We start from the raw sequence: 13,214 nt of genomic DNA on the forward strand, positions 1-13,214 counted from the left end.
GGCGGAGATGACGGAGACCATGCGCTCGAGGGCGTAGACGGGGTCGCGGCCGCCGCCCTTGACGTTCGCGTCGGCGTCGGCAACGGTCTCGATCGCGGTGCCCAGGCCGTCGCCGGTCCAGCCCTGGAGGTCGCGGCGGGCGCGGTCGACCTGCCAGGGGGCGAGGCCCAGGCGCGACGCGATCTGGCCGGAGCCCTCTCGGGAGCCGGCGACCTTCGCCATCGTGCGGAGCTTGCTGGCGAACGCGGCCACGATCGGCACGGGGTCGGCGCCGGACGCGAGCGCGTGGCGCAGGCCCAGCAGCGCCTCCCCGTGCCGACCGGCGATCGCGGAGTCGGCGACGGTGAACGCGGTCGTCTCGACCCGGCCGCCGTAGTACTTGGCGACGGTCGCCTCGGTGATCTCGCCCGAGGCGTCCGAGATGAGCTGCTGGCAGGCGGACGCGAGCTCGTCGAGGTCGTCCGAGAACGCCGAGACCAGGGCCCGGACGGCCCCCGTGGTCGCGGTGCGGCCGGCGGTGCGGAACTCGGCGACGGCGAAGTCGACCTTGTCGCTCTCGCGCTTGAGCTCGGCGCAGACGATCTCGATGCCGCCGCCGCTGCCCGAGCGGATGGCGTCGAGGAGCTTCTTGCCGCGGTTGCCGCCGCCGTGCCGCAGCACCACGGTCGCTCCGTCGGCCGGCGCTGCCAGGTACTCGACGGCCTCGACGAGGAACGCGTCGGTGCACTTCTCGACGTTCGAGACGCGGATGAGGCGCGGCTCGTCGAACAGGGACGGGCTCGCGAGCGTCAGCAGCTCGCCGGGCGCGTAGCCGCCGGCGTCGATGTCGCTGACCTCGAGGCTGGGGTCCTCGGCGCGGAGGAACTCGCGGAGGAACCGCAGGGCGCGGTCGGCGAGGAACTGCTCGGGGCCGGTGATCAGCACGACGGGAGCGGGACGCGTCTCGTTCCACGCGAGCTGCGGGATCGCCGCCTTCGAGGGCGCCGCCTTCGCGCGCGAGGGGGCTCTGCCTGCCATGCCGTCGTCCTTCCGTCCTGCGATCGCCGTCGCCCGCCCGTTCGAGCGCCATCAACCCTACGGTCTGCCCGTGCCCGCCCGCGGCCGCCGGCACCGCCGCCGCACCGCTCGCCCACACCGTGATCCCGTCGGGCCGCGACGCCAGGACGACCGTACCCTCGACGTCCGACCTCAGCGCCTCGACCCCGCGCTCGGCGAGGAGCGAGAGCAGCGACGGAGCGGGATGCCCGTAGTCGTTGTCCGCCCCGACCGAGACCAGACCGAGGCGCGCGTCGAGGGCGTCGTACAGCGCGGGCGCCTGGTCGGACGATCCGTGGTGGGCGACCTTGACCACGTCCACCCGCTCCGGAGCCAGGCGCGCGAGCCGGCCCTGCTCCTCCGCCCCCAGATCGCCCAGCAGCGCGATCGACAGCGGACGGCCGATCGAGTCCGGTCCGATGTCGACGCGGAGGGCGACGCTCGCAGCGTTGCCGCTCAGCGTGCTCCCCTGCTCGGGCCACAGCACGCGCCAGCGGAGGGACCCGAGCGCCCCCTCCTCGCCCCGTGCCGTCTCGCGCACCTCCGCTCCACCCTCCCGGAGCGCCCGCCGGTCGCGCTCGTCCTCGACCTCGGCGACGGGACCGACGAGCGCGGAGTCCACCCGCCCGATGACCGCGCCCACTCCCCCGACGTGGTCGAGGTCGTAGTGGGTGAGCACGAGCAGCGCGACGCGGTCGACTCCGAGGAGGGCGAGGCACGCCTCGAGCCGCTCCGGCAGCGGTCCGGCGTCCACGAGCAGCACGCCCGCGTCTCCCCGGAGCAGGATCGCGTCGCCCTGACCCGCGTCGCACATGGCCACGCGCCAGTCCTCGGGGACCGAGGCGGACCGCAGGAGCGGCGTGGCGAGAGCGGAGGCCGCTCCTGCGACGAGCAGAGCGGCCAGGCCGGCGGCGATCACCCGTCGTGCCGCCGCCCACCGGCGCGAGCGGGTCAGCAGCAGGAGCGCCAGCACGGTCAGCACGGTCAGCGCGAGCACCCCGGCGAGCCCCGGCCACCAGGCGAGCCGCGGTGACGGCCAGCTCGACACGGCGCGGGCGATCGACGCGATCCACCAGGTGGGCACCGCGGCCAGGCGGATCGCGACATCCGCTGCGGACGGCCACAGTGGCGCGAGCAGGCAGCCGACCAGCCCGAGCCCGGTGGCGAGCGGAGCGGCGGGCTCGGCGAGCAGGTTCGCGAGGATCCCGTAGACGGGGACGGACGGGTCGACGAGCAGCACGACCGGCTGGCAGGCGAGCTGCGCGGCCGTCGGCACGGCGAGGACGAGGGCCAGCGGACGGGGCAGGATCTCGGCGAGCCGGCGCATCAGCGGCTCGGCGAGCAGCAGCAGCCCGGCGGTGGCGAGGACGGACAGCACGAAGCCGAGCTTCCCCGCGATGCTCGGATCGGCCACCACGAGGACGACGACGCTCAGGAGCAGGGCCGGCACGGCCGCTCCGGATCGCCGACCCAGCCGCGCCAGGAGGACCACGGTGGCCATCACTGCGGCGCGCACCACGCTGGGCTCCGGTGTGACGAGCACCACGAAGGCGCCGAGCGTCACGAGGGCCGCGAGCGTGCGGAGCAGCCGGCTCGCTCCGAGCAGGGAGGCGATCGCCCAGCCCGCGACGACGACCACGGCGCAGTTCGCGCCGGAGACGGCCGTGAGGTGGGTGAGCGACGCGGTCCGCATGTCCTCCTCGAGATCCGCCGGCAGGGCGGTCGTGTCGCCTGTTGCGAGCCCGGGCAGGAGTCCGGCGACGTCCCCTCCGAGCACCCCGGTCCGGGCGAGGAAGCGTGACCGCAGGACCTCGGCGACGGCCGCGATCCCCGCCGGCGATCGTCGCTCCAGGACCTCGGAGGCGGTGACCAGGGTGCGCTCCCCCGCCGGATCGCCGGTCCCGCCGTCCGCTCGCGCCTCGATCAGCAGCTCGGAGCCGACGGCGATCCTCCCGCCGGGATCGGCCAGGAACACGCGCACCGGAGCGGCTGTCCGGGCACCGCCGACGGAGAGGGCGACCGCGTCGAACCAGACCCCGCCCGTGGCGAGCGGACGGGCCGCGGTCTCGACCCCCACTTCCATCTCGACCCTGGTGCGCTCCTCGGCCGCCCGCACGAGCGGCTCCGGATGCCGTTCCGGCGCCGAGAGGACGACCGCGGTGATCGCCAGGGCGGCTCCGGCGAGCGAGACGGCCACGACCGCGAGGACGGCCCGGCGCAGTCGCACCGTCGCGAGCACGACGAGGACGACCGCGGCCCATGCCGTCAGGACCATCCCCGCGCCGCTGCCGAGGACCACGGAGATCGGGAGCAGTCCGCACGAGACCGAAGCCGTCCACGTCGCGAGAGCGATCGGTGCGAGCCGGAGGTCTGCCGCCCTCACGGCCCCACCTCGTCGCGGAAGGCCTCGAGGGTCTTCTCGCCGATCCCCGGCACCTCGAGCAGCTGATCGACGGAGCTGAAGGGTCCGTTGGCCTCGCGGTAGGCGATGATCTTCGCCGCGGTCGCCGGCCCGACCTCGGGCAGCTCCTCGAGTTGCGCGGCCGTGGCGGTGCTGAGGCTGACCGGTCCGGAGGCGTCCCCTGCTCCGGGCGCGGCGCCCGCCGCGGGAGCGGCTCCGACCGCGGGAACCAGCAGCTGCTCCCCGTCGACCACGCGGCGCGCGAGGTTGACGGCGTCGGGATCGGCCGACTCCGTCGCCCCTCCCGCGGCCGCGAGAGCGTCCGCGACGCGCGCACCGTCCTTCAGCAGGTAGAGCCCGGGCGACACCACCTCTCCCGCGACGTGCACGTAGAGGGCCGGTGACGACGCAGCGGAGGAGGGCGCTGCGGACGGTGCTCCGCTCTGTGCCGCGGAGACCGCCGGCAGCACCCTCGTCCGGCCGCTCGCCTGCGCCCCGGCGAGCAGCACGGCGATCACGGCCGCGGCGAGCACCAGCACGACGGCGGCGCCCGTCCCGATCCGCCAGCGGGCTCTGGGCCGACGCGGGCGCAGGAGGAGCGCCGGATCCGCCGTCCCGTCGCTCTGCTGCATCCGAGAACGCTAGGAGCAGGGCGGACGAGGCCGGGCAGCGGGACGACGATCCGTGGACGACGCAGGGGCCCCTCCGATGTGGAGGAGCCCCTGCGTTCAGAACACGACGAGCTAGACGGCCTTCGTCACCAGGTTCACCAGTCGCGGCGCCCGCACGATCGCCTTGACGACCTCGCGGCCGACGAGAGCCCGGGCGACGCCGGCCGTGGCCCGCGCCTTCTCCTCGAGCTCGTCCGACGAGATCTTGGGCGACACCTCGAGGCGGTCGCGCACCTTTCCGTCGACCTGGAGGATCGCGGTGACCTTCTCCTCGACGAGCAGCGTCGCGTCGGCCTTGCGCCAGACGACGTGCGCGACGGGGCCCTGGTAGCCCAGGCGGTTCCACATGTCCTCGGCCGTGTAGGGCGCGAAGAGGTTGAGCGCCATCGCGATGACCTCGGCGGCCTCGCGCACCGCGGCGTCGCCGCCTCCGGCACCCGAGTCGATGGTCTTGCGGGTCGCGTTGACGAGCTCCATCAGGCGGGCGACGACGACGTTGAACTTGAACGCCTCGATGAGCGACGGCGACTCGGCGAGGAACCGGTGCGTCTGGCGGCGGAGGGCGGCGTCGCCGTTCTTCCACTCGATGTCGGGCTTCGAGGTGACGTCCTTCGCGAGGCGCCAGGCGCGGGCGAGGAACTTCGCGCTGCCGGACGGCGAGACGTCGGCCCAGTCGATGTCGTCCTCGGGCGGGCCGGCGAACGCCATGGTGAGGCGCACCGCGTCGACGCCGTACTCGTCGAGCTGCTCCGACAGGCGCACGATGTTGCCCTTGGACTTCGACATCGCGGCGCCGTCCATCTGCACCATGCCCTGGTTGAGCAGTGCGGTGAACGGCTCGGTGAAGGACACGTAGCCGAGGTCGAAGAGCACCTTGGTGATGAACCGCGCGTAGAGCAGGTGCAGGATCGCGTGGGTCACGCCTCCGACGTACTGGTCGACGGGCGCCCACTTCTCGGCGAGCTTCGGGTCGAACGCCTGCGTGTCGTCCTTGGGCGACAGGAAGCGGAGGAAGTACCAGGAGGAGTCGACGAACGTGTCCATCGTGTCCGGGTCGCGGCGCGCGGGGGTGCCGTCGACGGGGTTCGGCACGTTCACCCAGTCCTCCGCCGCGCCCAGCGGCGATGAGCCCTTGGGCTGCAGGTCGAGGCCCTCGGTCGGCGGGAGGACCACCGGCAGCTGGTCCTCGGGCACGGGGATCAGCTCGCCGTTCTCGCCGTGGATGATCGGGATGGGCGTGCCCCAGTAGCGCTGGCGCGAGATGAGCCAGTCGCGGAGGCGGTAGTTCTTCGCCGAGCGGCCGCGGCCGCGCTCCTCGAGCAGCTTGATCACGCGCTCGATCGCGGTGCGCTTGGAGAGTCCGTCGAGCGGGCCCGAGTTCATCAGGCGGCCGTCGCCGGTCAGCGCCTCGCCGGTGACCGCGGGGTCGGCGGAGTAGCGCGCTTCGAGCGCGGCGAGCTCCTCCGGGTCCTCGGGGATCACCGGGATCGCGCCGGTGACGGGCGCGGAGGTGTCGACGACGACGCGCACGGGCAGGTCGAAGGCGCGGGCGAAGTCGAGGTCGCGCTGATCGTGCGCCGGGACGGCCATGACCGCGCCGTGGCCGTAGTCGGACAGCACGTAGTCGGCGGCCCAGATCGGCAGGCGCTCGCCGTTGACCGGGTTGATCGCGTAGCGGCCGAGGAACACGCCGGTCTTGGGGCGGTCGGCCGTGAGGCGCTCGATCTCGCTCGACTTCTGCACCTTCTCGAGGTACGACCGGAACGCCTGGCGGAGCTCGGGCTCGGAGCTCTCGACCAGCTCGGTCGCGAGGTCGGAGTCGGGGGCGACGACCATGAAGGTCGCGCCGTAGAGGGTGTCGGGGCGCGTCGTGAAGACGGTGACGCGCTCGTCGCGGCCCTCGATCTCGAACTCGACGTCGGCACCGATGGAGCGGCCGATCCAGTTGCGCTGCATCGCGATGACCTTCGACGGCCAGGAGCCCTCGAGCTGGTTGAGGTCGTCGAGCAGGCGGTCGGCGTAGTCGGTGATCTTGAAGTACCACTGGGTGAGCTTCTTCTTGACCACCACGGCGCCCGAGCGCTCGGACGTGCCGTCGGCCAAGACCTGCTCGTTGGCGAGGACGGTCTGGTCCACCGGGTCCCAGTTCACCCAGCTGTCCTTGCGGTAGGCGAGGCCCTTCTCGTACATCTTCAGGAACAGCCACTGGTTCCACTTGTAATAGTCCGGGTCGGACGTGTGGATGACGCGGTCCCAGTCGAAGGAGGCGGCGTAGCGCTTCATCGAGCGCTTCTGCTGCTCGATGTTGTCGTAGGTCCAGGTGACGGGGTTCAGTCCGCGCTTGATCGCCGCGTTCTCGGCGGGCAGGCCGAAGCTGTCCCAGCCGATCGGGTGGAGCACGTTGAAGCCCTGCTGGCGCCAGTAGCGCGCGATGACGTCGCCGAGCGCGTACGCCTCGGCGTGGCCCATGTGCAGGTCGCCGGAGGGGTACGGGAACATGTCGAGCACGTACTTGCGGGGGCGCTTGTCGTCCGGGAGGTCCGTCGAGAACGGGCGGGTCTCCTCCCAAATGGGGAGCCACTTCTCTTGAAGCGCGCGGAAGTCGTAGCGGTCCTCGTCGTTCGCGCCGGTCTGCTGGGAGGTCTCGTCTGCCACAGGTGTGTCCTACTTCATCAGGGTGGGTGAGGACGCGCACGGCCCCCGGGGGCGGCGTCCGACGAACCACCCTACTGGCCCCTAGCGACCGGGCGACGAATCCTCCGCGACCTCCGGGGGCACTCCGAGCGCGGCGAGCAGCGCGCGCGCCTTCAGCCGCGTCTCCTCCACCTCCTCCTCGGGCACCGAGAGGACGGTGATGCCGCCGCCGGTGCCCAGCCGAGCCCGCTCCGGCTCGATCACGAGGCTCCGGATGGTCATCGCGAGATCCAGCGAGCCGTCGGCGCCGATCCTCCCGAACGCGCCGGAGTAGACGCCGCGCGGCCCCTGCTCCCACTCGCGCAGCAGCTCGACGGCGCGGCGCTTGGGCGCTCCCGTCATCGAGCCGGCGGGGAAGGTCGCGGCGATCAGCGCGGCGGGCCCCACTCCCTCGGCGGGCAGCGCCGACACCTCGCTGACCAGCTGGTGCACGTGCGGGTAGGTCTCGACCTCGAGGAGCCGGTCCACGCGCACGGAGGCGGGCCTCGCGATGCGGGCCAGGTCGTTGCGGACGAGGTCGACGATCATGACGTTCTCGGCGCGCTCCTTGACGCTCGAGAGCAGCTCCTCGCGCAGGGCCCCGTCCTCGGCCGCGTCGCGACCACGGGGGCGGGTGCCCTTGATCGGATGCGTTGCGGCGCGTCCGCCCGCCTCGCGCGTCAGGAAGCGCTCGGGCGAGGCGCTGACGAGGGAGCGACCGCCGAAGCGGATCAGACCGCCGTGGTGGCTCGGACTCGAGCGGCGCAGCCGCCGGTAGCACTCCACGGCGTCGAAGGAGCCCTCGACGACGACCTCGTTGGTGAGGCAGAGCTGATAGGCGTCGCCGGCGCGGATCGCGGCCTGGCAGAGGCGGATCAGCTCGAGATAGGCGTCGCGCCCGTGGCGCCAGCGGACGCCGGACACGGGCTCGGCGGGAGCGGGATCCGCGAGGGGCTCCTCGGCGAGCGCTGTCAGCGCCACGGCGAGGCGGTCCGCCTCCGTGCGCCGGGGCCGGGAGGACACGACCCGGAGCGACTGCGCGGTGTGGTCGAACTCGAGCACAGGGTCGCCGCGGAGGAGCACGAGGGCGGGAGGCGCGTCGGCGGACGCCTCGGGGACGGGCAGCGCGACGAAGGGCGCGCCCGCCTCGTAGGAGAGCCAGCCGTAGCGGCCGAGCGCACGGTCGCCGCCCGTCGACTCCGCATCGACGCGAGCGAGCGCCTCCGGCACGTCGCCGCCGGCCTCGACGACGATCGCGTCGGACGGCGCGCAGGAGCCCAGGAAGGAGCGGCCCGCGCCGGCGCCGGAGTCGAGCCAGAAGGCCGCCTCCGCGTCGCGGTACAGGGCGAGGAACGCCCGCTCGGGGTCCACCCACGGCAGGACCACCTCGTGCGGGTCCTCGAAGAGCGGGGCGCCGACCACTGGGCTAGCGTAGGCCGTCGTGGACGACGAGCAGGTGCGGGACTGGGACGGGCGACAGCTCGGCGCCCCGCGCGAGCCGTCGGGTCCCCCTCTCCTCGCCGCCGACTCGTGGCTCGTCTCCGAGGGCCGCGTGCGCGGACTCGACCTGCACCGCGAGCGCTTCCTGGGCGCGATCTCGGCGGCCGGGAGCCCGGCCGACGCCGGCGCCTTCTTCGACGCGGCCGTCGCCGCGCTCCCCCGCACCGGCGACCTCTTCCCCCGCGTCGAGCTCGACTCCGACGGACTGCACCTGCGGCTGCGGCCCGCCCCGCCGCGCACCCGCTCGGTCGTCCTCTGGACCAGCCCCGTCGACCCGCGGCGCGTCCCGGAGTGGAAGGGTCCGGACATCGCCCGGCTCGCGCTCCTGCGGTCGCGGGCGATCGCGAACGGCGCCGACGAGGCCGTGATCCTCGACGCCGACGGCGCGATCCTCGACGGCGCGACGAGCGCCGTGCTGTGGTGGCTCGGCGACACCCTCGTCGTCCCTCCGCCCACCAGCCCGCGCGTGCGCAGCGTCACGGCGCGCACGATCTCGGTGCTCGCCGGTGCCCTCGGCGTCGATGTCCTCGAAGCGCCCACCGAGCCGGAGTCGCTCGACGGCCGGGAGGTGTGGGTGGTCAACGCCCTGCACGGGGCGCGGCTGGCGACCTCCTGGGTCGGCGGACCGGCGCTCGCCGCCGAGCCCGGCCGACTCGACGCGTGGCGGCGCCGCCTGGACGCGCTGCGCCGACCCCTGCCCTGACGGCGCTCCACCGATCCTGCAGGATGGGGAGGTGCCTCCCTCTCCTCCCGCCCGTGCCGTCGCCTCGGCGGTGCTCCTGCTCCCGGCCCTCCTCGCCGCAGGATGCGCGACCGCTCCCGCCGCACCCTCGGTCACGAGCACCGCGCAGGCGATCCTCGAGTACCCGTACTACGAGCTCGAGGAACTGGTCGCGGACGCCGACCGGATCGTCGAGGGCACCGTCGTCTCGACGTCGGACGTCGTCGCGTACCCGGTCTTCGAGGGGGACGACCCGTTCCTGAACCCTCTCTCCGAGGCGTCCGAGGAGGAGCGGGAGGCGGCGAGCGGAGAGGACGCCTACGCCACCACCGAGGTCGTGCTCGACGTGACGGGCGTGCACAAGGGCGAGAGCCCCGATCGCCTCATCATCACGCAGTGGGGCGGCGTCCTCGACGGCGTCCTGAGCACGAGCGCCCAGCAGCCGCTCCTCGTCCCGGGCGAGGACTACCTCCTCTTCCTCGGCGAGGGCGAGCGCGCCGGCACCCTCGGCGGCGGAGCCGGCAGCTACGAGGCGTCCGACGGCGCGTTCCTCGCGATGGCCGACCACGCTCCGGTCGCGTCGCTCGAGCGCGAGGAGCTCGCGATCCTCCTCTCCTCCGACGGCGCCCGTGCTCCCCTCGCGCAGTGGCGGTATGAGCGAGGCCGGTGACTTCCTGCGCGCCGTCCTGGCCTACGAGGGCGACGAGTGGCGTGCTCAGGACGTGCGCGAGCGGCTCGGGAACGGGCTGGACTCCACCGGGGCGTCGGTCGGGGCGGTGCGCGGGAGCGTCCGGGACGCGCTGAACAAGTTCCGCGGGCTGAGCCATGACGACGTGACCGCTCTGTCCTCGGAGCTCTGGCAGCCGCCCGTCTTCGAGCACCGGCTCGCCGCGGTCGTGCTGCTGCAGTCCCGCGTCGCTCTGCTGCGCGCCTCCGATCTGACCCGGTTGGAGGGCTTCGTGCGCGACGGGAGGGTCGTCGAGCTCGTGGATCCGCTCGCCCGGGACGTGGTGCGCCCCCTGCGCGACGCCCTCGACGGGCGCGCTCGCGCACGGATGGACGCGGTCCTGGACCGCTGGGCCTCCGAGGGCGGGATGCCCGCCCGGGCCGCCGCGCTCGTCACACGCTGACGGCGGTCCCTCCCGAGACGACGACCCGGCGGTCGAAGGCGAGCGACGGATCCACGCGGTGCGCGATCAGGATCACGGTGCGGCCGCCCGCGGCGTCGAGGAGATCGGCGAGCAGCGCGTCGGCGACCGGGGCGTCGACCGAGGCGGTGGGCTCGTCGAGGACGAGCACCGCGAAGTCGGCCAGCAGGGCTCGCGCGAGGGCGAGGCGCTGCGCCTGCCCGCCCGAGACGAGGGAGCCGCGCTCCCCCACGCGGGCGTCCAGCCCGCCGCGGGACGCGGTCCAGCCGGCGAGTCCGACCCGGTCGAGCACGGCCTCGAGCTCCTCGACCGATGCGGAGGGACGCGCGAAGAGCAGGTTCTGCCGGATGGTGTCGTCGAAGAGGTACGGCTGCTGCTCGACGAGGCCGACCACGCGGCGCACGTCGGCCTGCGGCAGGAGGCGAGCCTCCACTCCCCCGATCAGGTACGAGCCGGAGTGGTCGAGGAACCGCACGAGCGCGTGGGCGAGCGTGGTCTTGCCGGATCCGCTGCCGCCGGTCACGAGGACCCGCTCGCCCGCGGGCAGATCGAGGCTCACGTGCGCCAGAGCGGGAGCGGAGGCCCCCGGCCACGACACCGACAGATCGCGGAGCACGAGATCGGCACCCTGCGGCGCCGGTGCGAGCGGATCGACGTCGGCATCGGTCGCCAGGGCCGGCGACGCGGCCTCGCGGTCGAGATCCGCGAGACGCTGCGCGCTCGAGAGGGCCGTGCGCGCCGACTGCACCGCCGCCGGAGCGACCGCCACGACCTCGAAGACGGCCAGCGGCACCAGCGCGAGCACGCCCAGGGCGGGACCCCCGAGCGACTCCACCGAGGGGATGCCGAGCGCCAGCGACGCCCAGACCGCGCCACCGGAGCAGAGCGCGACGATCGCCGCGGCGAGGCCCGTCGACGCGGCGCGGCGCCGGGCGGCGCGGGTGAGGGCCGCCTCCGCCTCGGCGACGTCGGCCAGCGCACCCTCCGCCGCGTCGAAGGCGATCAGGACGTCGAGCCGGGTGACCAGCAGGTTGAGCCGCTCGGCGAGCTCCCCCCGCAGGGGCGCCAGCTCGCGGTCGGCGCGCGCCGAGACGAGCCCGGAGCCCAGCGCCCCCGCGACGACGGCGACGAGCAGGAGCGCGAGCAGCACCGCTCCGGCGGCGGGGAGCAGGAGCCAGACGCCCACCACGGCGAGCGTCGACACGGTCAGCGCCACCACCAGCGGCTGCACGATCCGCAGCGGCACGTCCTGCTGCGCGTCGACGTCGGCGACCACGCGCGAGACGAGGTCGCCGCGGCGCACCCGGCCGAGCCCGTCCGGCGCCACGGGGACGAGCCGGTCGTAGACGCCGGCCCGCAGGTCCGCGAGAGCCCGGAAGGCGGCGTCGTGACCGCTCAGCCGCTCGAGGTAGCGGAAGAAGGCACGGGCGAGGGCGAAGGCGCGGACCCCGACGACCGCCATCGAGAGGAAGAGGATCGGCGGCTGCTCCGCCGCGCGGACGATCAGCCACGCCGAGCAGGCCAGCAGGGCGACGACGGAGGCGGAGGACAGGAGGCCGAAGGAGAGGCCGGGCAGGAAGCGCCGCGCGGGCGGCATCGCCGCGCGGAGGACGTCGGCGCGCCTCATCGGAGCACCGCCTCGGCCGGAGAGAGCGCGAGGACGGCATCGGCGGCGGCGATCGTCGCCGGGCGGTGCGTCGCGACGATCACGATCGCGCCCTCGTCGGCCAGGGAGCGCAGTCCGGCGAGCAGCCGCCGCTCCGATTCGTCGTCGAGCGCCGCCGTCGGCTCGTCGAGGGCCAGAACCGCGCCGCCCCGCTCGAGCAGGCGGTGCACGGCGCGCGCGACGGCGACCCTGGCGCTCTGCCCGCCCGAGAGGCCCGTCCCCTCCGCGTCCACGCGGCGGTCGACGTCGAGCCGCAGGGCCCGGTCCAGCCGGTCGGCGTCGGCCGACCTCGCGCCGAGGGCGGTGTTCGATCCGACCGTGCCGGGCAGGAGATCCGCGCGCTGCCCCGCCCAGGCCAGCCACTCGCGGCCGGACCGGGCGGCGACCGGCTTCCCGCCGAGGAGGACGGTGCCCGAGGAGGGCACGACGTCCGCGAGGACGCCGAGCAGAGTGGACTTGCCGGAACCGCTCGCTCCGACGACCGCCGTGATCGTGCCGGGGGCGAAGGTCGCGTCGACGGGAGCGAGCACGCGTCCCGCTCCGTCGTCGACCGCGACCCGCCGCAGCTCGAGGGCGCCGCGCGCCTCGGGAGCAGGCGACGCGGCGGGCAGGAGCGACGCGCGCTCGATCACCGAGAAGGCCGCGTCGGCGGCCTGCACGCCGTCGGCCGCCGCGTGGAACTCGGCGCCGACCTGGCGGACGGGCAGGAACACGTCCGGCGCCAGCACGAGGACGAAGAGGCCCACCGCCAGCGCGAGCGACCCGTCGACCAGCCGCAGGCCGATCGAGACCGCGACGAGGGCGACCGACAGCGACCCCGCGAGCTCGAGCACGAATCCGCTCACGAACGTCACGCGCAGCACCTTCATGGTGTGCACGCGGTACTCCTCGGTCAGAGCGCGGATCCGGGCGCTCTGCCGCTCCGCCCGCCCGAAGATCTTCAGCGTCGCGAGCCCGCCGACCGTGTCGACGAAGCCGGAGGCGAGCGCCTGCAGCCGGTCCCACTGCCGCTTCTGCACGGCCTGCGTCGCCCAGCCGATCAGGATCATGAAGACCGGGATCAGCGGGAGCGTCACGATGAGGAAGAGGGCACTGAGCGGATCGGCGATCAGGACCACGCCGACGAGGATCGGAGTCGTCACCGCCGTCGCGATCAGCTGCGGCAGATAGCGGGCGAAGTAGCCGTCGAGCGCGTCGAGCCCGCCGCCCAGCAGCGCGACGTCGCCCCCGGAGCCGCTGCCCGAGCGCCCCGACGGACCGAGCGCGACGACGGCCTCGAGGACCGCCGCGCGCAGCTGCGCCTTCGCCCCCACTCCGCCCCGGACCGCGTTCACCTCGGTCGCCCACGCCAGCGCGGCGCGCACCGCCACCACCGCGAGCAGCCCGCCCAGCAGCGGAG

Annotated in this window: 9 protein-coding genes and 1 pseudogene; 3 read left to right on the forward strand and 7 right to left on the reverse strand. The window is 74.3% G+C overall.

The window, feature by feature from the left end; genetic code table 11:
• The 5 genes and pseudogenes from holA to NB037_RS15930 form a co-directional block, all read right to left on the reverse strand.
• A partial coding sequence (gene holA, locus NB037_RS15910; protein WP_251947447.1) for a DNA polymerase III subunit delta occupies window positions 1-1,017 on the reverse strand: 1,017 nt, incomplete at its 3' end.
• 589 nt (window positions 1,018-1,606) lie between these two features.
• Window positions 1,607-3,310, reverse strand: a pseudogene (locus NB037_RS20015) (ComEC/Rec2 family competence protein); the annotation flags it as partial.
• 104 nt (window positions 3,311-3,414) lie between these two features.
• The gene (locus NB037_RS15920; RefSeq protein WP_251947452.1) at window positions 3,415-4,068 is read right to left on the reverse strand and encodes a ComEA family DNA-binding protein; all 654 of its coding nucleotides are present in this window, start codon (window positions 4,066-4,068) and stop codon (window positions 3,415-3,417) included.
• A 111-nt stretch (window positions 4,069-4,179) separates the two neighbouring features.
• The gene (gene leuS / locus NB037_RS15925; protein WP_251947455.1) at window positions 4,180-6,762 is read right to left on the reverse strand and encodes a leucine--tRNA ligase; all 2,583 of its coding nucleotides are present in this window, start codon (window positions 6,760-6,762) and stop codon (window positions 4,180-4,182) included.
• A gap of 81 nt (window positions 6,763-6,843) precedes the next feature.
• A complete protein-coding gene (locus NB037_RS15930; protein ID WP_251947457.1) occupies window positions 6,844-8,202 on the reverse strand; it encodes an anthranilate synthase component I family protein in 1,359 nt (452 codons plus the stop codon).
• Window positions 8,203-8,221: 19 nt separating this feature from the next.
• Between NB037_RS15930 and NB037_RS15935 the strand changes: the two genes are divergently transcribed.
• From NB037_RS15935 to NB037_RS15945, 3 genes are read left to right on the forward strand one after another with little or no spacing between them, the layout of a single operon-like run.
• Window positions 8,222-8,983, forward strand: a complete 762-nt coding sequence (locus NB037_RS15935; protein WP_251947459.1) for an aminotransferase class IV — start codon at window positions 8,222-8,224, stop codon at window positions 8,981-8,983.
• Window positions 8,984-9,014: 31 nt separating this feature from the next.
• Window positions 9,015-9,671, forward strand: coding sequence for a hypothetical protein (locus tag NB037_RS15940; RefSeq protein WP_251947462.1), 657 nt, complete (start codon window positions 9,015-9,017; stop codon window positions 9,669-9,671).
• Window positions 9,655-10,131 carry a DNA alkylation repair protein gene (locus tag NB037_RS15945; RefSeq protein ID WP_251947464.1) on the forward strand — a complete coding sequence of 159 codons (477 nt, stop codon included), beginning with the start codon at window positions 9,655-9,657 and terminating at the stop codon, window positions 10,129-10,131. The genes NB037_RS15940 and NB037_RS15945 overlap by 17 nt, the downstream gene beginning before the upstream one ends.
• Here NB037_RS15945 and cydC read toward each other — a convergent pair.
• Together cydC and cydD are read right to left on the reverse strand one after the other, a co-directional pair.
• Window positions 10,121-11,776: a thiol reductant ABC exporter subunit CydC gene (gene cydC / locus NB037_RS15950; RefSeq protein ID WP_251947465.1), complete on the reverse strand. Its 1,656-nt coding sequence runs from the start codon at window positions 11,774-11,776 to the stop codon at window positions 10,121-10,123. The two genes, NB037_RS15945 and cydC, sit on opposite strands and share 11 nt — an antisense overlap.
• A partial coding sequence (gene cydD / locus NB037_RS15955; protein ID WP_251947467.1) for a thiol reductant ABC exporter subunit CydD occupies window positions 11,773-13,214 on the reverse strand: 1,442 nt, incomplete at its 5' end. The genes cydC and cydD, both read right to left, overlap by 4 nt.

The organism is Rathayibacter rubneri (assembly GCF_023743255.1).
Lineage (GTDB): Bacteria > Actinomycetota > Actinomycetes > Actinomycetales > Microbacteriaceae > Rathayibacter > Rathayibacter rubneri.